The following is a 22,657-nucleotide window of genomic DNA, read 5'->3' as shown; positions in this document are numbered from 1 at the left end:
AATTATATAATAAAGAAGTCGAAATTTGAACTTAACCCTAATTTTTAAAATCGACAGCTGTAATGTCTAATACCACACTGCTTTCCTGTTTAGAAGAAGAAACTTTCAAACCTACTTTCATCAAAAAATCACCTGAAAAAATTTTTCCTGAATCCTCAAAAGTATTTTTGGCATCCGGCATACCATTTATTTCTTTGACCTGGTATTTTTTCAAAGGATCAAGCCCTTCTAATCGTACCAGACTGTAATTAGGATCTGTGAGTGGATGCAGCGAATAAGAGAAAACAACCGACTTGGTTTTGTCCTGATTTACATACATCAATACGGCCCTGCTTTCTTCGTAAGGCGAAATCAAGCGATACAAATCGCCTTGCCAGATTACCGGACTTAGTTGTTTGTAATTAGCAACCGCTTGCTGACAAAATTGTAATTCGTTTGGTTTTAAACCGCCAACATGAATGTCAAAACCCAGTTTGCCCATCATGGCCACATCGGTTTTAAATTTAATGGACTGATTGCCCATAGAAGTCACGTGATTGCAGGTCGCCAATGCAGGATAAAAATTAGAATATCCCCATTGAATGAATACGCGATCGAACGGATCTGTGTTGTCGCTTGCCCAAAACTCCGTAAAATAATTCAGCATTCCGTAATCGACCCTGCCTCCGCCACCGGCACAAAGCATCATAGGAAGATTGGGGTATTTGGTTTTTATTCGGTCTAAAACTTTATACAAACCTCTGGTGTATTCTATGAATAAATGCGATTGCTGATTTTTAAGATAAGTCGAATACGCACTGGTCATCATACGATTGCAATCCCATTTAAAAAAAGCAACACCCGATTTGGTCTGCATGATATCATCGACCACCTTAAAAACAAAATCCTGAACCTGCGGATTACATAAATCCAAAACCAATTGCGTGCGATAAATACTTTTTTCCCTGTTAGGTAAACTCAATACCCAATCCGGATGTTTTTCGTACAGTTCTGTCTTTTCATTGATCATTTCCGGTTCTATCCAGATACCAAATTTCACATCGGTTTTTTTAGCCTGTTCCATCAAAAAACCGATTCCGTTTGGCAATTTAGATTTTGTGGCCTGCCAGTCTCCCAAACCTGATGTAGAACCGCTTCTTGGATATTTGTTGCCAAACCAGCCATCATCAAGCAAAAACATATCCACGCCCAGTGTTTTGGCATCTGTAAACATATTGGCCAGTTTCTTTTCATCAAAGTCAAAGAAAGTCGTTTCCCAATTGTTGAGTAAAGTAAGACGTGGTTTTTCGCCATCTTTAAGACCATACTTTCTGGCCCAGGCATGCAAATTTCTGCTCGCCTGCCCTTTTCCGTGATTCGAAAAAGTATAAATAAAAGCAGGTGTTTTGAAGATTTTTCCGGGCTCGAGATTATATTCTGATGCAAATTCGTTGATTCCGGAGATAATTCTCAATTCGTTATTATTATCAATATCAAATGTATATTTAAAGTTTCCAGACCAAGCGATTGTACCTGCAATTACTTCGCCTGTATTTTCCCCCGATTTCGAGTTTAAGGAAAGAAAAAAACTTGGCGATGTAAACATATTCGTTCGGACTCCCAGCTTCGAATCGATAACTTTTATACCTCTTGTAAGCTGACTTTCTTCCATTCGCACTTCTTCAACTACATCACTGTAAAATTGAGTCAGCCAATATTGGTCTGCATCCAGATGTAATGCCGATGAAGCATAATTGTACAGCATTACAGCTTTTTTTTCATTGTGCTGAATTTCTGTCCACGATTCGATTACATTTTCTTTATAAAAAGTTTTATAATGAAGGTTGACAAAAACCGGATACTGAGGGTCTTTTAATTTGATCATAATCTCAGCAGTATTATCATCAATTTTTTGAATAGTATGATTTTGATATTCTAATTCTAATGAAGGATTTCCGTCGTTATGGGTAATTCTGATTGCAGGTTCGAATAAATTATCGGTTCCAAAAGTGGGATATGCTGAATGGCGTAAATCGATTAAAGGATTCCCGTCATTCACCACAAAATTCTTGGTATTTTCCTTTGAAACGGCTTCGTATTCATCGCTATTATTGAGCTTTGTTCCCAAATACGTCTGATACAATTTTTTGTTTTTACCTATCTTTAAAACCAAAGCCGAACTTTCGGTCTCAATTTTAATTATGGAACTTTCCTGCGCCTGAACAGACAAACAGACAATGGTGAATAGTAACAGTAAAAATTGCTTCATTTTTTATTTTTTATTTTAATTAATTATAGTCTGTCTACTAATTTTCGGTTTTGGGTTTTGTCTGTTTCATTAATTGAAGCAGATCTTCCTGACCAAGCGCATAATCATACAAACGCAAAGAAGCCATAAAACCTGAATAATTCTCCCCTATATCAGATGCTCCAATGATAATTTTTGCTTTATCAATTGCCGATGATAACAGCATATTTTGAGAATTATCCAAAACGCCGTCTACATATATTTTCTCCACAACGCCATCAAAAGTAAGAACGATATAATGCCATTTATTGGCCTCCGGAATTTTATTGTAACGCATATCAAAATGTCCGTCTAAATGTGGTGCAGCTCCGTAATTGCTGCTGTTATAAGCCAAAGCATTGTACGAATTCGCTAAATTAAACTCGTTTCGATCGCACCACGATGCCAGAATTTCTCCTTCTTTGGCAACATCCGGATTTTTAACCCAGGTTGCTACCGTGTAAGAGCCATTCCAAGCCAAACTTTTGGGTACGGCTTTATCTAAGGTTAAAGCTCCGTTTTTAAAATGAAAAGCGTTAATTCCGTCCGTTTTTTCTAAAGTTATTTCTCCGCTTTTTGTGAAAGTTCCACCAATCGATCCTTTATTAGCAATCTTATTTATAGCCGAATTATTAGCAATTTTATTGGCGTTAAGATCAACTACTAATTTCTTAGTGCTTTTTACGGCAGGAAGTATTTTCGACGCTGCATTTTTCAAGGGTAACGGAACATCAAATAAGGAACTATAGATTTTTATGTTCCAGACTGCTGCGTACAATCCTCTTTTTTCGGTTCCTAAAACGGTCAGTTTGATATAACGTGCACTTACTTCATTATCATCAATCATTGGGCTTCCTGCGGTGCTGTTTTTGGATTTATCGGCATAAGGAAACCAGTTTTTTCCATTTACGGAATATTCCAGTTTGTACTGATAATAGTAACTGGCAAATTCAAATTGGGTCATTACTCTTTTTATCTTCTTTTCTGAACCTAAATCAATAGTTAAATCCTGAGGCGATGTGTTATCAGCCGCTTTCCACATTGTGGCATTATTATCATCTGTTGCATAAGAAGGTTTATATTCATAATCATATTCGGTCGATTTTAAATGATAAAAAGACGAAGCTGTCGTTGTTGCGCCAAAAGCAATATCATCAGGCACAACAGATCTGACAAGATCATCTATTCCTTTACTTGAAGGAAAAACTGCTTTAATTGTCGAGTCATTCTCAAATATCATTTTATCAATACAAACTTGTCTCGCAAGTCCGCCTCTGGTCATTGGGTAATCGTGTTTGTGATAGACAATGTAATAATCGTCTTTCTCTTTTAAAACAGAATGATGTCCCGGACCATGAACGGTTTTGTCTTCATTCGTACTTAAAATCGGATTGTTTTTTCCGGGTGTAAAAGGTCCGTAAGGAGAATCAGAATACGAATAACGCACATTGTAGGTTTCGTCATGACAAGAAGCTCCGGAATACATTAAAATGTATTTAGAACCTTTTTTCATCACATAAGCGGCTTCAAACGGCGCCGGAGTTTGCTCTAATGGAATGTTAGTGGAATGAGTCATTTCGCCCATTGTTTTTTTATTCAATTCACCCACCGCATAACCGCCATTGTAGTGAACCCATGTTCCCCAATAACCGTATATTTTGCCATCGGTGTCTGTAAAAAACTGTGCATCGAGAGAGGGATAACCTTCTCGTGGATATCCGTTTGAAATTACCGGAACATCCTGATCGCTTAATTTTTTCCACGGGCCAACGGGCGTGTCTGAAACATAGCCGTAAATATTACAGCCTATTTCGCAATTTCCAAAATACAAATAATATTTGCCATCCTCGCCTTCTATGATATCCGGAGCCCAAAAATTCGTGATCGATTTTGCTGAAAAAGACGGAATTTCCATGATATAATTGTACCAGTTTTTAAAGTCTTTACTATACCAGACTGTAGGAGCGCCCGATGCCAGCATTTCATTATCGGTCGTGGCATAGATATAATAAATATCTCCAAACTTTTTAATGGTAGGATCGGCAAACCAACCGGGCAAAATGGGATTTTTAGCTCCGGGAGTATTTACAGGAATATCTTTTTGAGCCAAAACAGTTCCTGTAAAAACAAGTATAATGAGACTGTAAAGCAATTTCTTATTCAGCATTGATTCTTATAGATTAATTTGAATCGCTTTTGTTTTCAAAGCAATTTTATAAGCGCCTCTTACTTTTTCATACGATAATTTTACCTCTTTGTCTACTCTTAAATAAGCATCCGGTGTATAGGCTGTTTTTGGATCTAAAGTAATTTTAACTGCGCCCGTTTTGGTATTATAGCTTACTTTTTTGAATGTTCCTGCGTCTAATGTCAGCCACATTTTCTTTGGTGCAATAAATACTTTCGATTTTGCCGCTGTTGTAATTTCTACTTCAACTTCATCGCCGTTTTCTTTTAAGTTACCTCCAAAAGCCAGCCATCCCAAGTCTTTTTCATTGGTGATAAAAGTGGCCGTATTTACCGCATAACCAAAGAAGCCGGAACCATAATCCCCGGATAAATAATCGATTCTCAGGGTTTCAGGATAAGAGTGAAATGCTGAAGGACCAAAACCATCCTCAGTAATATTAGAAATTCCGCCTAATAATCCTCCGTAACCTACTTTTAGCAAATGAAAATCTTCCGGTGTTTTTTTAAACTGTTCCAAAACCGGTATCGCATTCAAAGCTGAACCGTAATGATGAATCTGACGTTCTACTCTTGATAATTTTCCTCCGTATAAAAAGTCCCAATACCTGCGGGCATTTCCGTTGTACGCCCAGTTTGGCATTGTTGGCATGTAGGCCAAAATTGCATCCAGCGTAACATTTGCTTTATCTGTATAACCAAAATAATCGGACCACATATATACTTCTTCCTGACCTGTCGAATCCCACGGCATTTCACTTCCAAACGGATAATTCAGTGTTCTCCAATGATCGGCTCTTGCTTTCATTTTCGCTTCTAAATCATTTGCCATTTCAGTATATCCTTCCGTTTTTAAATCTTTCAAAATCAGTAAAAAAACCGTTCCTTCCATTTGCCCGAACTGAGCATAATAAGGGGCTAATCGTGTCATGGCAACGCTTGTTTCGTAGGCATTTTTCAAATACCAATCCCAGGTATGATTGGTTACCAGACCTTTGTGATATCTTGCCAAACGATACATTGTCCAGTGTGCAGCGGCAACGTGCGGATAATTGTATGATCTTCCCGGATCATCAGATCCTTTTTTGTCCCAGGCAGCCCATGTTTTATAATTGACGTCCTTGCTGTACGTTCCTTCCGGCATTAATGCAGGTTCGTAATAAAAAACACTTTTTTTAACGCCGTATTTCAGCGTATCAGCTGTGTTGTACTGAATTCCTCCCCAAAGTGTGTGGTCAACAAATTCTTCCAGTTTTACTATTTCCTCTTTGTTGGGTTCTATCAATTGTTTCATAATAGCACCTAACCATCCTCCTGCTCCGCCTTCGTCACTTAAACCTGCAATCCATACACGGCTGTCCTGCGTTATTTGTTTTTTGGTTTCGTAATCGTACGAGATTACAGAAGGGTTTCTGTGAAAAGGATCATTTTTTTCATTAAACCATTGTGCCGTTGTAGAGAAATGACCAAAATCTGCCACAACATCTTTCTCAGATTTAATTATTTTATAGTTAATGGTTTGCTGTAATCCATCTTCATAAGTTACTGTCAATCTGGCTCTGCCCCATTTTTTCCCGTGTACTGAATATTGAAAATATCCTTTGTCATTTTTACCTTTAGCCTCAATTGTCAAAGCACCTTCCGGTTCAATTTTAAATGATTTTACTGCTTTTTTATATTGTAAAAAAAGTTTGCCGTCTACATCTTCCGGCAATACATAACCCGGAATTCCTATCGCTACTGGACGTTCTTTTTCGATTAATGTTTTTTGGATATTTTTGATTTCATCAACCAAAACTAATTTTAAAGAAAAGTTTTTAGAAGCGCCTGGTTCCAAAATCAATGAAGTAGGTGTATTCCATTGTTCTGCAGATTTCCATTCGTTTTCTGCATAGGCTTTACTTAATGGCATCCATTCATGAAATCCTTCAAACACAATACTTCTTGGCGTGGCATCATCCAATAACGGGCGATACGCTTCAAATGGCATATTTTCTTCGGGAAGTAATAACAAAGCCGGACCATGACCGCTTAATCTTTTTACTTCGAGATAACCGGCATCTTTTCCTATGTACGGATCAAAAAATACATTTTGTGCGTGCGTGTCATCCAGTGATTTTCCTTCAAGAATATTATTAAAAACCATTGGAATTCCCAAAGCTCCAATTTCTATTGCCGCTGCTGAATTATTCGTAATTTCAAAACGCATTACCAAATCGCCGTTTTTATCTTCATAATAACGTTTTACGGTAAGCGGAGTTCCAGCCGGAAATGCATTCGATAAGTCTGCTCCTGCCAATGTAGTTCCTGAAACCGCTAATTCTTTTACCGAAGCTCGTTTGGCAGCACTCGAATAACTTTTCCAGGTCCCGTTTGCTTCTTTTATTCTAAAATTGATATCGCCCAGATAATAAAGTCCGTCTTTATCACGAATAGACAATCGTTCTCCGGGAGTAAAATCAAAGTTCTTGTTGCTTACCGGCGATAACGCAGCTACTGTTTGAGATGATTTTAATAATTTAAGCTGAAATGACTTGGTACTCAGATTAAGATATCCCTTATCAATTTCAAGTGTTGATTTCTGAGCTTTAATTTTATCCCAATACTCCTGCGCGTGTAGATTAGTTGAAGCCATTGAGCAACACATAATCGCAGCTAATAATGTTAGTTTTTTCATATTCTTATATTTTTTAATCCCTTTAAACCGACTTTTCAGCCTCTTTGTTTTATATTTTTAATGACCCATTTAAACCTTTTTAATTATTTGAAATCGGTCGAGAATTTCCAGTTTGTTTTATAATTTTCGTCAACAGGCAAATCTTCTAACAGAATTCTCAGCATTTCAACCGGCATTATATTTTCTTTTAAAACACGGTCGTGAAATTGTTTTTCTGTCCATCCTTTAGTCAGTAATTCGTTTCGTAAAGCATAAAACTGCAATCCTCCTGTCATGTAAGCGACCTGATACAATGGTGCGTCTCCGCTGGCGAAAGAACGTCTTACTTCGGCTTCTGCATTGGCTTTTTCATGTCCTACTTCATTCACTAATAAATCGATACATTGCTGTGGTGTCATTTCTCCTAAATGGTATTTTAATGAAAAAATGATTCGGGCACAACGGTGGATTCTCCAAAATAACATGCCTAATTTTTGCTCGGGTGTTTGCGGAAATTGTTTGTTCCAAAGGTTGATTTCCCAATACAATGCCCAGCCTTCCATCCAAAACGGAGTATCAAAAGGCTGACGATAGGATTTATAACGGCTGTTCATGAAAAACTGCAAATTATGTCCCGGTAATAATTCGTGCTGTACAGTCGCAAAGGAAAAGTTCGGATTATTACCGCGCATACTCATTAACTTGTCTTTCTGATCCATATCTTCGGTTGGATACGAAATACTGATTTCCCATCCTCCTGTAAAAAACGGATTTATTTTCTGGCGTTCCGGCGTCATCATAATCATCTGCCAGGTTTCTTTGGTCAAATCCGGCAAAGTGATTAAATCTCTGTCTTCAATAAATTTAACCGATTGATTGTATAAATCAGTAATGGCTTGTGGCTGTTGGCCTGCAGGAACATAAGTATCTTTTACATGCTCTAAAGCTTTTTTCCAGTCATTTCCATAACCTAATTCTGTAGCGGCTTTGATCATTTCTTTCTTGCACCATTCAAATTGATTTTGGGCTGTGGCAATCAATTCTTCCGGCGAATACGGAATATACTCGTATGCTAAACTTTTAATGATAGCATCTCTTCCAATTGGTTTTCCTATAATGCCGCTTCCATCATCTTTTATGCTTGTTTTAGAGTAGTTTGTTCTTAGAAATTCCTCGTAAACTTTGAGTTTTTCTGAAAGGTCTTTATACGGTTTTTGCATCCACCACGTAAAATCAGGATCATAACTGTAATAAAACTCATAAGCTTCTTTTAAAGATTTTTCGAAAGCCCCAACGGTTTTCGCTGCTTTATCTGCTGCAAACCAATCTTTGAAAGGTTTATTTTTTAATTGCTCTGTTTTCTTGTCAATACTCGTTCCGGCAAGATCAAAGGCTTTTGCTAATTGACTCGAAACCGGTCTTTTCCCTCTTCTTCTTTCCTGAATAAAAACAGTAATATCAGCTGAAAAATCCAAAACCAAAGACACTTCTTTATACGATTTGTATTCTATTTGTAAAAAATAATCTTCTTTACTGATCAGGTTTTTCAATAATAAATAATCAACTTTTCCGTCTTTTGATAAATTTTTAAAATCAATATTCTTTACGGTTTTAGCCCAGTCGGCGTAAAATTTAGAAAAACGCTCATAATATTCTTCTGATTCGTTATTCGAATAAAAATTCTGCAAGGCTGTTTTATCTGCCTGAAAAGTATTGATAACATCAATAAGATCGTTTGCAAATGATTGAGCTGCCATTGCTAAAAATAAAAAAAGGGTTAGAAAATATTTTTTCATGTTTTTAGTTTGATGATTCTGAATATTTTTTGCCACAGATTAAAGGATTAAAATGATTTTTAATCAGTGCGAATCTGTGTAATCTGTGGCATTATTTTTTAGCTGTATTACATATCCTATTTTAAGGTAACATCCAGATAAACCGAATGGCGGCCGTAGCTTTCGTAAAAGGGTTTGTACACAATTCCGTCGATATTGAATTCTAATTTCTTAGGATCTCCTTGTATTGATTTGCTGATATCTTTAACGTCTAATGTTACTTTGCGCCAGTCTTTTCTTGGTTCAGGTTCCTGCGCTGCAAGCAATATTGGGCCGTAAAATAAACTGGCGATATTTTGCTGATCCATTACCGATTCTAAATGAAACTGAAACGGCATACGTAACTCGATTGTATCTCCGTCTTTCCATTTGCGTTTTAGGGTAAGATAGCTTCCCGGTTGTGCCGTTACTTTTTCCTGTTTACCATTTATTTTTACGAAAAATCCTTTGGTTGCCCAATATGGTACACGAACTTTAACGTCAAATTTTCCATTCCCTTTAATAGTCAATTGGGTAAAATCTTCGTTAGGAAAATCAGTTGTTTGTACTATTGTTACCTTCTTTTCTGTCCATTCTAAAGTGGATGGCACATACAAGTTGACATACAATGTATTGGTATCTGCACTTTTAAAATAAATCGAATTCTGAAATTTTGTATTGCTTTCAATAGCCGTTCCGTTGCAACAAGTAAAACCCGTCATGTGTGCGTTGCCAAACTGTTTTACAGAGCCCGGACGTAACGGCACATGATACGTATTGGCAGGGCTGTCTTGTGCTACAGAAGCCAGAATGTGATTGTAAAGTCCGCGTTCGTAGTAATCCATATACTCGGCACGCTGATCGTAAAGGAAAAGATCTCCGGTTAGTTTCAGCATGTTATACGTAGCGCAAGTCTCGTTTTGACCTCCTGATGAAAAACCGTTTTCATAAATCGTAGCGGGCTGACTGATAAAACATTCTGCATTGGCAGGATTACGTGCGCCGGCAACTCCGCCAATCGTGTACATATAATCGTTTACGGTTTTGTACCAAAAGTTATCTGCTACATTGTAATATTCCGGTGTATTAGAATCGCGGTACATTTCCAGCGCTCCCATAATTTGCGGAATGTGCTGATTGGCATGCAATCCGCGGAAAGTGTCCACATTTTTAGCCAATCCGTGTGAATGATTTGCATCGCCATAAAATACTTTGATATTGTCAAAAAGTTGTGCAACTTCTAGATAATGAGGATCTTTTGTAATTCTGTACAATCTTGCCATGGCTTCATTCATTCCGCCAAATTCTCCCGCTATATATCGGTTCCACATGCTTATCAGGGTTTCGGTAGGTAATTTTTTCATACGTACATATACCCAGTCTCCCATACCTTTGGCCGTTTCAAGTGCTTTTTCGTTACCGCTTACTTCGTAGACATCCATTAAACCGGCAAGAATTTTATGCAACGTATAATAAGGTGCCCAAATTTGAGTTTTTTGTCCTCCGTAAGTGGCTCCGTTTTCAAGCATAATAAACTGATCCGGCGGGTAAGCACTAATGAATCCTTTTCCCCAATTCCAGTAATCGGTACGAATACCTTCCGGACTTAAATCTGAGTCATAGCTAGTTTTTCCGGGACCAAAAGGTACAGCTGTTGGATCTGACACAGATTTACCTCCAGCCTCTTTTGGTTGTCCGGATAACTGTTCTAACTGATATAGTGTATTCACCATATACTCCATTTTGTCTTTGAAATTAGCCTGAAGCGACTGATCATAACCTGTACTTGCATACGCCTGAGCAATTGCCGTTAAGTAATGTCCGGTGGCATGTCCGCGTAGTTTTGTTTCCTGCGTGTCCCAAACGCCAAGAGGTTCTGCTCCTGTTGGCTGTGCTTGCCCAAAGGCATTACGAAACATATAAAGAAATGAATCAGGGTCTGTTGTCGCCAGTGTGGTGATGAATTTATTGCGGTTCTCTATAAATTTTGTCTGGTTTCCGTCAAGGTCATTATTCAGGGAAACCTGATCGAGATGAAATACTTCTAGTTTACGTTCCGGTGTGGCGGTTTTTTTCGCATTTATTACGGTTACAATGGCCTTAGGTTTTAAATCTGTTCCGGCAATGGTTCCTGTTACGGTATATTGTCCCGTTTTTAATACCTGACTATTGTCTGTTGGTGCAGGCCAGATGACACGAACTTCAGGACCCTGAACTCCGTTTTTATACACTCCTTTTATATAACTTGGTAATCGGGGTAAAAAACCAACTCCGGTTTCTACTGTGATATCGGAGACGCTTGTTAAATATTGATTGTAAAGCTGTGGCGTAGTTTTAGAAAAAGATGGAAGGTCTTTTACCTGTTCTTCTTCTGTTTCTTCTTCCTGATTTTCTTTTAAGGAATTATGATAAATTCTGGCTATTTGTTTTTCGTTTAAAGGAACACGATAAATTCTGAAATCATGCAATTTAGCATTAAGAGAAGGCGCATCGGCTGTTAGTGATTTCCCAATATAAAGCGTATTTTTTTCTCCTGATTTATTATCGAATAACTGATCTAGATTCAGTGCTACGTTTTTAGTTTCGCTTACCTGCAATCCATTTACGTAAGTGCTAATTGATTTGGACGGAATATTGATGACCACTACCAAATGATACCATTTATCTGTTTCCAGAGCCGGGGCATTTGTTTTGTATTTTGCGCCTGATTCATTGTTTACTTCTGCCTGAAAGCCTGCACTTTCGGTTCCTGTTGGTGCAACGAATAAATGCGCATTGGTACTTTTTCCGAAATCAAAAAAATGCTGACCCTTTTGTGCCGAACGTAAATAAATCCATCCTGATACCGTAAGGGATTCCTCTCCTATCAAAGCTTCACCCGGAAGTGTCACAAAAGCTTTTGCATCAGCCGGCAAAGAAAGTACTTTACCAAACTGCTCGTCATTGACAAACTTGGCTTGAGAATCCTGAATTTTTCCGTGTAAATTATTTCTTGACCAGTCTTTTGCATTGCCATCAAAAATGTAGCGCGCAATTAATCCTGTTTCTCCAATTCCGTCTAAAATCTGATCGCCTCCTTGTGCCATTACAGCTGTTGAACCCGATGCCCAAAAACTTATCATTACACAAATAAATAGCCTGTATCTTTTCATAATATAATTCTTTTTACACGTTTCTTACTTATACACTTCACTCCATGCTGGTGGCGTAACTCCCAACAAATGCTGTACAAAATAGTCTCTGCGTTTGCGCTCGCCATAATCGCCTCCGGCCGAATGTCCCATTCCGGGAACAGTCACTAATTCGAAATTTTTATTGGCTTTAATCAAGGCGTTTGCAAATTGCATGGTAGATGCCGGATCAACGTTATCGTCTAATTCTCCAACAATTAACATCAGATTACCGTTGAGTTGTGCAGCATGGGTAGTATTCGAGCAAGCTTCGTATTCCGGACCAACAGGATAACCCATCCATTGTTCATTCCACCACATTTTATCCATTCGATTATCGTGACAGCCGCAAGATGCTACGGCAACATCATAAAAATCAGAGTTAAATACCAAAGCGGCTCCGGCATTTTGTCCTCCGGCCGATGTACCGTGAATGCCTACTTTATCAATATTCATATAAGGATATTTGGCTGCTGCAGCTTTCATCCAGAGTTTTCTGTCCGGGAAACCTCCGTCTTTTAAATTTTTGAAACAAACATCATGAAAAGCTTTTGAACGATTGGATGTTCCCATTCCGTCAATCTGCACTACAATAAATCCTAATTCTGCCAGCGAGGACATTGCCCAGTAATAAGGCTGAAAATTCTTTGGAACAAAGGAATCCTGAGGCCCCGCATAAATATATTCGATAATAGGATATTTTCTATTAGGATCAAAAGTTGTCGGACGCACAATAACTCCCCAAATATCTGTTTTTCCGTCTCTTCCCTTAGCAGTAAAAACTTCCGGTGCTACCCAGCCTGTTTTCTGTAATTCAGTAATATCTGCTTTTTGCATTGCTACAATAGTCTTTTGAGTATCGACACTTTTTAAAACCGTAATTGGTGCCTCATCGACACGTGAATACTGATCGACATAATATTTATAATCCGGTGAAAAGGTTACTTTATGATTCCCGTTTTCTGTGGTTAATCTTGTGAAGTTTTTTCCGTTAAAATCAATTCGGCAAAACTGCAATAAATACGGATCCTGATCTTTGTCTAATCCGCTTGCGGTAAAATAGATTTGTTTCTTTTCTTCATCTACTTTAATTACTTGTCTAACTGGCCAGTTACCTTTTGTGATCTGATTCTTTACTTTACCTGTAAGTGCATCGTATAAATACAAATGATTCCATCCATCACGTTCTGATGCCCAAATGATTTCGTTGCTTTTTTTGCTGTCAAAACGATATCTTTTTCCGCTGTATTCCACAAAAGTCGGGCTGGTTTCTTCTATAATAATTTTGACTTTTCCTGTTGTTGCATTTACCTCCAGAACACGATAAACCTGATGTCCTCTTTGATTGTATTCAAAAGTAAAACTGCTGCTGTCGTCTTTCCATTCTATTCCCGAAAGATCGTATTGCTGCTGAAATAAATCGGTTGCCACGGGAATCTGTTTTTTTGTAGCAACAACAAACAACTGCGGACTTTTAAATGGTAATTGATCGCCTGGTTTTAAATAATCCCTTGTTTGCAATTTTGGCTGAAACTGATCTTTTGGACTTGATTCTACAAAATAAATTTTATGTTCTTCGCCAGGTCTTACTTTGTACGCCATAATTTCGGCACTATTGGGCGACCATTGCATATATGATGAATAATAAAAACCTTTTGAGCCATCATAACTTAGCTGTGTTTCTACTTTAGTTTTTTTATTTTTTATATATAAATTATAATCCTTTATGAATGCAGTGTGCAAAGAATCCGGAGAACCTACGGGTTTATTTCCGAGTTCATCGAAGTTACCGCCCCAATAATCATTTGTTTTTAAAGGCTTTTTATAAGCACCTAATTTTTTTAATTCGTAGTTGTTTAAATTGTATGAAAGTTTCAGTGTATCTGTTGTAAAAACAAGTGTTGACAAGGTTTTGTCAAATTCTAAATTTTCAATCGGAAGATCTTTTGCGTCTACTTCCTTACCCAATATTTTTGAAAGGGACTGCCCTAATTTATGGTGATCAAAAGCTTGTACCTGTTTTTGCTGTTTGGTATCGACCAAAAGAAATTCTTTTCCTTTTAACAGGTTATTACTATACCACACATAGTCATTTCCAACCCAGTGAAACTCTTTTGGAGTATTAATTACTTTATTTTTGAATAAAGAATCTACAGCGTTCGCTTTCTTATATTCTTTCAAAGTTCCCTGAGCCTGAGCGATTAAACAATACGAAAGTGTTAAAAATACACTTATTTTTTTACTAGTTGTTCTCATAATTTAAATATTAATAAAAATATATATTATTTATTGAGATCTATGGGTTAATATTAACAAATACTAATATTATATTACCCTTCGAAATTAAAATGTGAGGAAAATCAGTTATTAAATGCATATCGTAGAGACAATAGCCGTGTATCTACCGCAAAGTTTGTCAATAGGCAAGGTATTGATGTATAAGACCTAACAGGTTATAAAAAACCTGTTAGGACGTGAAAGATTAATTTGGTGTTTTTTCTTTTATCAAATAATAGATTGGAATTCCCATCAGCATAATTAAAACACCCCAGCCACAGGTGGAGAATTTGGTAAACAATAACGAAATACAAACCGCCGAAGCAATTACAATATAGAGCAACGGTAAAAAAGGATATCCGATGGCTTTATAGGGACGAACTGCATCGGGCATTTTTTTGCGTAGAATGATAATACCGTAAATCGTAAGAATGTAAAAAATCAGTACTATAATAATGACAAAGTCTAATAAATCACCATATTTTCCCGTAAGGCATAATACAGAAGCCCATAAACATTGTGCCCAAAGTGCCCAGGCAGGAACGCTGGCATGGTTTAATATTGCTGCTTTTTTAAAGAACAAACCATCATTCGCCATGGTATAATATACTCTGGCTCCGGCCATAATCAAACCGTTATTGCAGGCAAAAGTCGAAATCATAATCATTAAAGCAATAATAAGCGTCCCGATATCGCCAAAAATATAATCCGAAGCAACCACAGCTACCCTATCTGATTTTGCGCCGGCAATTTCGCTAAGCGGAATAACCGCTACATACATTATATTGGTCAGTACATAAATGATGGTTACGATCAAAGTTCCCAGAAACATGCTTAAACCCACATTTCGTTTTGGATTTTTAATTTCTCCTGCTATAAAAGTTACCCCTGTCCAGGAATCACTGGAGAATAAAGTTCCTACCATCGCTGCAGAAATTCCCGAGATTAAAGCTGTTCCTCCTATTGGAAACCAGGAACCTGTTTCGGGATTAAAAGAATGCGGTGTCCACGCATCTGTCCAGTTGGCATTCCATACAGAAGATTTTGCGGCTAATGTTAATCCGAAAATAATTAATCCTAAAATTGATACTATTTTGATGATGGTCAGAATGGTTTGTAAAATCTTACTGTTTTTTACTCCCCGCGTATTTAGATAGGTCAGAAAAATAATGGTTACGATAGATACTATTTGCGCTACATTGAGCTTAAAGCTTCCCATTTCGTAGATAATATTCTCATCACTTACCGCCGGAATTAAATAGGCTGTAAATTTCGAAAATGCCACACCAACCGCCGCAATGGTACCGGTTTGAATGACAGCAAAAAAACTCCAGCCGTATAAAAAGGCGATTAGTTTATTATACGCTTCTTTAAGATAAACGTATTGCCCGCCGGCATTAGGAAACATGGCGCTTAATTCTCCATAACTTACTGCTGCAATCATAGTAATGATTCCTGAAATAAGCCATATCAAAATCAGCCAGCCTGTTGAACCTACTTGTCTGGCGATATCGGCACTTACGATAAATATTCCTGACCCAATCATAGAACCTACTACAAGCATGGTTCCGTCGAGAAGCCCGAGTTCTTTTTTAAATTCTTCCTTGTTATTGTCTGTCATTTTTTGGTTTGTTTTTTGGTTGTTTTTTGTTTAGGAATACGGTAATCTGTTTTTTAAATTTTAAATGTGGTTAGTATTTAGAATTTATGTTGTTAGTTGCTATTCATGGTGAAGCTCCAGAGGAGCGGTATATTTATAGAAAAATTCATACGTTCAGTATTAAAGCTTCAGCGGAACGGTATATATTGCTGAGAAATATGTCACCCCGCTGGGGTTTTACCAAACGGGGTAATTAATTTCTATAAATATATCGCCCCGCTGGGGCTGAAATTAATTCATACCATTAATAACAAATTATTTATCTCACAGATTTAAAGGATTAAATACATTTCAAAATAAATCTGCTAAATCTGTGAGAGAAAATAACCATCATGATATTAGCTCCAGAGGAGCGAAATATTTATAGCCAATTCATAGATCTCAGTACTAGAGCTCCAGCGGAGCGATATATATTTTGCTCAGAAATAGGTCACCCCGCTGGGGTCTTACCAAACGGGGTAATTAATTTCTATAAACATCTCACCCCGCTGGGGCTGAAATTAATTCATACCATTAATAACAAATTATTTCTCTCGCAGATTTAAAGGATTAAATACATTTCACAATAAATCTGCTAAATCTGCGAGAAAAATAACCATCATGATATTAGCTCCAGAGGAGCGAAATATTTATAGCCAATTCATAGATCAGTTCTAGAGCTCCAGCGGAGCGATATATATTTTGCTCAGAAATAGGTCACCCCGCTGGGGTTTTACCAAACTAGATAATTAATTTCTACAAACATATCGCCCCGCTGGGGCTGGGACTAAAAAAAATCAGCTTCAAGTTTCGTTAGAAATGAAGCTGATTTTTTAGAGTTGAAACATTTGGGTATCTACCGAAGTAGTTTTTCCGGAAATGATTTCTGCTACTATTTTACCCGTTGCAGGCGCCAGACTTAATCCCATCATGGCGTGTCCTGTGACTACGGTTAAATTTTTAAGTTTTTTATCTCTCGCAATGATGGGCATTCCTGATGGCGTACAAGGTCTGAAACCAAACCAGGTATCTTCTTCTTTTGGCATTTCAATTTTTAAATCGGGATAAAAATCATTTACCGAATTCACAATTCCCTGTAGCCTGTTTTGATTGATTTTGGTGTCATTGGTATGCGTAATTTCCATAGTTCCTCCAAAACGGATATCATTATTCATTGGGGTTACGGCAACTTTTCCTTCACATAGAATTGTTGGGATCGAAGGTTTATGGTTTTGATCGTTAAGCGTAAAACTATATCCTTTTCCCGGTAATATCGAAATATTGACATTCAGTTTTTTGGCAATATGCGGACTCCATGATCCTGTGGCCAAAACAACCTCATCGGTAGAAAAATTACCTTTGTCGGTTATGATTTCGGCAACCTCATTATTTTTTAAAACAAAATCATTTACGGTGGTTTGTGCATGAATTTTTACCTTCAGGCGATTGAGTTCGTCTTTGATGAATTGCATGAATTTTTGAGGATATACGTGTGCGTCACTTTTGTAATGTACACCGCCAATAACATTGGTAACGGTTCCTGTTTCTAATTTTGAAACTTCTTCTTTTGAAAGAAAATCAACTTCTAATCCTAATTTTTCTGCCAATATTCCTTCGTGTTGAATTTCTTCTCCCGTTTTTTCGGTTTTATAAAGCATCAGAAGTCCTTTTTCTTCGTAGAAAAACGAATTATTTTCTTTGGCTAAATCCTGATAGAGTTCTTTACTCAAAAGCGATAAGTTGCAAAGTGCAGGCATCGCTTTTTCGACATGACTTAAGTTGGCGTGTTTGTAGAATTGTAATCCCCATTTCATTAAATCCATGTTTAATCTGGGTTTTACATAAAACGGACTCTGGCTGTCAAACATCCATTTTATTCCCTGTGCAATCATGCCGGGCTGTGCAAGCGGAATTATATGCGAAGGAACGATCATTCCTGCATTTCCGTAAGAACAGCCGTCGCTCATATCTGATTTATCAAAAACAACTACTTCATAACCTTCTTTGGCTAAATAATAAGCTGAACACAAGCCTATTATCCCTCCGCCAATTATACTTACTTTTTTCATTAGTATCTAAATTTAAAAATTCATTGGCAAGAAGTTTTTCTGTAAACCAATGAATTTTTTATATTATCATTTTTTTTAAATCACCTGAAAACCAAAAGCATACGGATCATCATCTTCGTCAATGATGATATTATTATAACCGTACACTTTTGCCCAGCCCTGAATACTTGGTACTATGGCTTTGATAGCTCCTATAGAAGTTTCTTCTACTACCCTGCCAATAAATTTGCTCCCGATAAAACTTTCATGAATATAATCTTCTCCTTTTTTTAGTTTTCCTTTGGCATGAAGCTGTGCAATTCTGGCTGAAGTTCCGGTGCCGCATGGCGAACGGTCAATGGCTTTGTCTCCGTAAAAAACGGCATTTCTACCTGAAGAAGCAGGATCGATTGGATCTCCTGTCCACAACATATGGCTTACATCTCGAATGGTATCATTTTCAGGGTGAATGAACATATTAGGATATTTCTCGTTGATGCGTTTGCGGACTTCCTGACTGTACTGCACAATTTTTCCGGCTGTAAAATCCTGAATGCCTGAGAAATTCTTTTGCGGATCTACAATGGCATAATAGTTTCCGCCATAAGCGACATCAAAAACAATTTCGCCTAATTCCGGACAATCAACAGTAAGGCCTTCTGCTGCGAGATACGATTTTACATTGGTCAAACGTACCCAGTCTACTTTTTTACCGGTTTGCTGGTATTCGATCTGTACGAGACCTGCAGGGGCTTCCATCTTAATTTTTCCGGGAATTTTTGGGATTACCAAACCTTCCTCTATTGCAATAGTTATAGTTCCGATAGTTCCGTGACCACACATAGGTAAACAGCCCGAAGTTTCGATAAATAAAATTCCGAAATCATTTTCAGGATCACTTGGCGGATACAAAATACTGCCGCTCATCATATCATGACCACGGGGTTCAAACATAAGCCCTTTACGAATCCAGTCGTATTCTTTTAAAAAATGCTGACGTTTCTCACTCATATTGTTTCCAACCAAATTGGGACCGCCACCAGCTACAACTCTTACCGGATTTCCGCAAGTATGTGCATCAACACAAAAAAAGGTTTTTCTTGGCATAAATTATATTGGATTCTTTGTTAGTATATCGTTTACAGTTCTGGTAATATTTAACGGATTTTTATCCTGTAAAGCGTCTGGCAGTAACTGATCCGGCCAATCCTGAAAAGTTACCGGACGAACCCATCTTTTCACGGCTGTTAATCCTACAGATGTAAATTTGCTGTCTGAACTTGCCGGAAAAGGTCCGCCGTGTGTCATTCCTGAACAAACCTCAACTCCTGTTGGAACATTATTGAAAATTAATCGGCCTACTTTGTTTTTAAGGTTTTCGATTACTGCTTTAAAATCATCAAATTCCTGTACATCAGCATTTAAAACGGTACCGGTCAATTGTCCTTCTAAATCGTGTATAATTGTATTAAGTTGCTGAACATCATCACATTTGACTACTACCGAAAAAGGACCAAAAACTTCTTTGTGAAATGTCTTGTTTTTTAAGAAAGTTTCGCCATCCACCGTAATGACATTTTGCAAGGCATAATTTGGTTTGACTTCTTTATCTAAAGTAGTTTGCTGCGTATATCCTTCTTGCCCAAGCACTTCTGATTTTAGGCTTTCGTATTGATTTTTAATGTTGGGATGCAGCATGCAGGTTGGCTCTAATTTGTCTGTCTCTAAAGCTAAAATAGTAATAAAATGATCTAACTCATTGCTTTTTATTCCTAAAATAAGCCCGGGATTTGTACAAAATTGCCCTGTACCGGCAACGATTGAAGCAGCATAATTTTTAGCCCATTTTTCAGCATCTGCTTTTAAAGCTGAAGGAAAAACGAGTACCGGATTTATACTTCCCATTTCTGCATAAACCGGAATTGGAATAGCTCTGTTGGCGGCAATTTTGCAAAGTGCAGTACCTCCTTTTATGCTTCCTGTAAAACCGACTGCTTTAATTGATGGATTTTCGACCAAAGCTACACCTACTTCTATACCACGGCTGTTAAGATTAGAAAAAACACCATTTGGCATTCCGGTTCTTTTGGCGGCTTTGATAATTGCCGAAGCGACTAACTCCCCTGTTCCGGCATGAAGCGGATGTGATTTTACCACCACAGGACAACCTGCGGCTAATGCACTTGCCGTATCTCCTCCCGCTGTAGAAAAAGCAAGCGGGAAATTACTGGCTCCAAAAACAACTACAGGTCCTATTGGGATTTGCAATCTTCTAATATCGGGTTTGCCTTCTGTTTTATTAATGATCGCTTCTACCCATGAACCTTCTCTTAACATAGTGGCAAATGCTCTAAGTTGTCCGGTTGTTCTGCCCCGTTCACCATTTGCTCTTCCGGCAGGAAGACCTGATTCCTGAATATAAGTGGTTAATAAATCTTCGCCAAGGGCTTCAATTTCTTCGGCAATGGCGTCCAGGAAATCGGCTTTTTTTACGTCGGCAATTGTTCCGTATGTTTTAAAAGCTTCTTCTGCCAGTTTTACGGCCTGATTAATTTCTTCTTCTGTAGCTTCATAAAAAACAGTTTCGTTCTCAGAGTTTTGTTCCGGATTTATTGTTTTGTATGTTGTTTTACCTTTTGCGGAAAGCACATCTCCAATATAATTTTTTCCTGTAGTCATCGCTTTCTTTTAAACTTTAATTAAATACTTTTATAGGCCGGCAATACGGGTCTGTTTTTCATTGCTAAATCAATGATCGACAAAACACGTTCTCTTTCTGATCCTTGTAATGGTAATCTTGGTGCTCTTACGTTTTCTGTTCCAAGTCCTGTGGCTACTTCGGCCAGTTTTATATTTTGAACCAATTGAGGAGAAATATCCAATTCTAATAATGGCATAAACCATCTGTAAATTTCCAACGCTTCGGCTAGTTTCCCTGCTTTTACCAATTTGTAAATTGCCACTGTCTCTGCCGGATATGCTACTACTAAACCTGCAACCCAGCCATCGGCTCCGGCTACTAAACTTTCAAGTGCCAAAGTATCGACCCCACAAAGCACTTTTAATCTATTGCCAAAACGGTTTCTGATTCTGGTTACATTACTAATGTCTCTGGTGGATTCTTTTACTGCCTGAATGTTTTCGAGTTTTAAAAGTTCTTCAAACATATCAAGTGTGACCTCGATTTTATAATCTACAGGATTATTGTAAATCATAATGGGCAATGATGTGCTTTTTGCAATTTCTTTAAAATAAACCACCGTTTCGTGATCTGTTGCTTTGTATCGCATTGGCGGCAATAACATTAAACCGTTTACGCCTAGCTCTTCGGCACGTTTGGCTAAAGTTATGGCTTCACTGGTAGTTTGCTCTGCAATGTTTACAATAACCGGAATTTTTCCTTCGACAATTCTTAAAGTGTTGTTTATTAAAACTTCTTTTTCTTCTTTAGTCAATGTACTGGCTTCTCCAAGAGTTCCGCCAAGTATGATTCCATTAACTCCAGCATCAATTTGTGCTTTAATATTCTTCTCGAACATTACGAGGTCCAGTTGACCTTCTGCTGTAAATTTTGTTGTTACAGCTGGCATTACGCCTTCCCAATTTATTTTCATATTCTTAATTTTTATCAAAAATAAAGCTTAAACAAAATGGCTCCTGTGTGATTATTAGCCTTTATCAATACTATATTACCACATCTATTGTATAATCTGTTTTTTTTGTTAATATTTACATATCTAAAAAAAATCACGTTGAAAATCCTGCCTTTTAAAATACCCAAAACCGAAAGAGAAGCTCTAATTTATCAGGAAGACATCGAGCGTGTTTTCTACGATCAATTGCACCAGCATGAAGAAATTCAGATTAGTTATATTGCAAAAGGATCGGGAACTTTAATTGTTGGGGATTCGATAAACGATTATAAGGAAGAAGACATTTTAGTAATTGGTGAGAATGTTCCTCATGTTTTTAGAAGTAATGTCGAAGCAAGTCCGGAATCGGTTATGCTGACTTTGTTTTTTACAAAAACTTCTTTTGGAAAGGACTTTTTTAGTCTTAATGATATGAGTACTGTGGATGATTTTTTTAAAGATTCTGAGTACGGAATGAAGATCCTTTCGAATCAAAAGAAGATTACGCATCATTTTAATAAACTAAAAAAACAGAATAAGATTCAGCGTATTGCTTCTTTCCTGAAAATTATAAATATTATTATTTCTTCGGAAAAAACGCCTCTTTCTTCCTTTGTCTACAAGAAGAAATATACTGATGATGAAGGCCGCCGAATGAGTGCTGTTTTTGAATATGCGATCGAATATTACCACCAGAATATTACTTTAGACGAAGTGGCGGAAAAAGCGAATATGAGCAAAAATGCGTTTTGCCGTTATTTTAAAAAGCGTACCAACAAGACTTTCTTTCAGTTTTTGATTGAAATAAGAATTGAAAACGCCTGTAAATTGCTGCACAACAAAAAAGATCTTTCGATTGCTTCTATTTCTGAACTTTGCGGATTTCAGGATATTGCGAATTTCAACAGAAAGTTTAAGGAATTGAAAGGTATTTCGCCTTCGCATTATCGCGCGCAGTTTTAGTTTTT

General features: G+C 37.4%; 12 protein-coding genes. 1 reads left to right on the top strand and 11 read right to left on the bottom strand.

Annotated elements, in window-relative coordinates:
* Nucleotides 1-37 precede the first annotated feature (37 nt).
* The 11 genes from ACHRWY_RS03625 to ACHRWY_RS03575 all read right to left on the bottom strand — a co-directional run bounded on the left by ACHRWY_RS03625 (nt 38) and on the right by ACHRWY_RS03575 (nt 21,671).
* Nucleotides 38-2,248: an alpha-galactosidase gene (locus ACHRWY_RS03625; protein ID WP_395352601.1), complete on the bottom strand. Its 2,211-nt coding sequence runs from the start codon at nt 2,246-2,248 to the stop codon at nt 38-40.
* A gap of 37 nt (nt 2,249-2,285) precedes the next feature.
* A complete protein-coding gene (locus ACHRWY_RS03620) occupies nt 2,286-4,433 on the bottom strand; it encodes a family 43 glycosylhydrolase (RefSeq protein ID WP_395352599.1) in 2,148 nt (715 codons plus the stop codon).
* A gap of 6 nt (nt 4,434-4,439) precedes the next feature.
* On the bottom strand, nt 4,440-7,130 hold the full coding sequence (locus ACHRWY_RS03615) for a DUF5695 domain-containing protein (RefSeq protein ID WP_395352597.1): 2,691 nt from the start codon (nt 7,128-7,130) through the stop codon (nt 4,440-4,442).
* An 83-nt stretch (nt 7,131-7,213) separates the two neighbouring features.
* Nucleotides 7,214-8,905 (bottom strand): DUF885 family protein, encoded by a 1,692-nt coding sequence (locus tag ACHRWY_RS03610; RefSeq protein ID WP_395352595.1) that lies wholly within the window; start codon nt 8,903-8,905, stop codon nt 7,214-7,216.
* Nucleotides 8,906-9,021: 116 nt separating this feature from the next.
* Entirely contained in the window at nt 9,022-12,075 is a 3,054-nt protein-coding gene (locus ACHRWY_RS03605) for a beta-L-arabinofuranosidase domain-containing protein (RefSeq protein WP_395352593.1), read from the bottom strand.
* A 24-nt stretch (nt 12,076-12,099) separates the two neighbouring features.
* A complete protein-coding gene (locus ACHRWY_RS03600) occupies nt 12,100-14,349 on the bottom strand; it encodes a DPP IV N-terminal domain-containing protein (RefSeq protein WP_395352591.1) in 2,250 nt (749 codons plus the stop codon).
* A gap of 226 nt (nt 14,350-14,575) precedes the next feature.
* Nucleotides 14,576-15,991, bottom strand: a complete 1,416-nt coding sequence (locus tag ACHRWY_RS03595; protein WP_395352589.1) for an APC family permease — start codon at nt 15,989-15,991, stop codon at nt 14,576-14,578.
* An 851-nt stretch (nt 15,992-16,842) separates the two neighbouring features.
* Nucleotides 16,843-18,078 (bottom strand): NAD(P)/FAD-dependent oxidoreductase, encoded by a 1,236-nt coding sequence (locus ACHRWY_RS03590; protein WP_395352587.1) that lies wholly within the window; start codon nt 18,076-18,078, stop codon nt 16,843-16,845.
* A 75-nt stretch (nt 18,079-18,153) separates the two neighbouring features.
* Nucleotides 18,154-19,164, bottom strand: coding sequence for a 4-hydroxyproline epimerase (locus tag ACHRWY_RS03585; protein ID WP_395352585.1), 1,011 nt, complete (start codon nt 19,162-19,164; stop codon nt 18,154-18,156).
* A gap of 3 nt (nt 19,165-19,167) precedes the next feature.
* Nucleotides 19,168-20,736, bottom strand: coding sequence for an aldehyde dehydrogenase (NADP(+)) (locus tag ACHRWY_RS03580; RefSeq protein WP_395352583.1), 1,569 nt, complete (start codon nt 20,734-20,736; stop codon nt 19,168-19,170).
* Nucleotides 20,737-20,756: 20 nt separating this feature from the next.
* Nucleotides 20,757-21,671, bottom strand: a complete 915-nt coding sequence (locus tag ACHRWY_RS03575; RefSeq protein WP_395352581.1) for a dihydrodipicolinate synthase family protein — start codon at nt 21,669-21,671, stop codon at nt 20,757-20,759.
* Between the two features lie 138 nt (nt 21,672-21,809).
* Here ACHRWY_RS03575 and ACHRWY_RS03570 point away from each other — a divergent pair, with 138 nt between their 5' ends.
* On the top strand, nt 21,810-22,652 hold the full coding sequence (locus ACHRWY_RS03570) for an AraC family transcriptional regulator (protein WP_395352579.1): 843 nt from the start codon (nt 21,810-21,812) through the stop codon (nt 22,650-22,652).
* Nucleotides 22,653-22,657 lie beyond the last annotated feature (5 nt).

This window comes from Flavobacterium sp. FlaQc-48, assembly GCF_044007335.1.
GTDB lineage: Bacteria > Bacteroidota > Bacteroidia > Flavobacteriales > Flavobacteriaceae > Flavobacterium.
This window is presented reverse-complemented; position numbering and strand designations above follow the sequence as displayed.

Excerpts from the sequence above, each read along its gene's own strand:
- ACHRWY_RS03625 (WP_395352601.1), bottom strand. The coding sequence starts at position 2,248 with ATGAAGCAATTTTTACTGTTACTATTCACCATTGTCTGTTTGTCTGTT.
- ACHRWY_RS03620 (WP_395352599.1), bottom strand. The coding sequence starts at position 4,433 with ATGCTGAATAAGAAATTGCTTTACAGTCTCATTATACTTGTTTTTACA.
- ACHRWY_RS03615 (WP_395352597.1), bottom strand. The coding sequence starts at position 7,130 with ATGAAAAAACTAACATTATTAGCTGCGATTATGTGTTGCTCAATGGCT.
- ACHRWY_RS03610 (WP_395352595.1), bottom strand. The coding sequence starts at position 8,905 with ATGAAAAAATATTTTCTAACCCTTTTTTTATTTTTAGCAATGGCAGCT.
- ACHRWY_RS03605 (WP_395352593.1), bottom strand. The coding sequence starts at position 12,075 with ATGAAAAGATACAGGCTATTTATTTGTGTAATGATAAGTTTTTGGGCA.
- ACHRWY_RS03600 (WP_395352591.1), bottom strand. The coding sequence starts at position 14,349 with ATGAGAACAACTAGTAAAAAAATAAGTGTATTTTTAACACTTTCGTAT.
- ACHRWY_RS03595 (WP_395352589.1), bottom strand. The coding sequence starts at position 15,991 with ATGACAGACAATAACAAGGAAGAATTTAAAAAAGAACTCGGGCTTCTC.
- ACHRWY_RS03590 (WP_395352587.1), bottom strand. The coding sequence starts at position 18,078 with ATGAAAAAAGTAAGTATAATTGGCGGAGGGATAATAGGCTTGTGTTCA.
- ACHRWY_RS03585 (WP_395352585.1), bottom strand. The coding sequence starts at position 19,164 with ATGCCAAGAAAAACCTTTTTTTGTGTTGATGCACATACTTGCGGAAAT.
- ACHRWY_RS03580 (WP_395352583.1), bottom strand. The coding sequence starts at position 20,736 with ATGACTACAGGAAAAAATTATATTGGAGATGTGCTTTCCGCAAAAGGT.
- ACHRWY_RS03575 (WP_395352581.1), bottom strand. The coding sequence starts at position 21,671 with ATGAAAATAAATTGGGAAGGCGTAATGCCAGCTGTAACAACAAAATTT.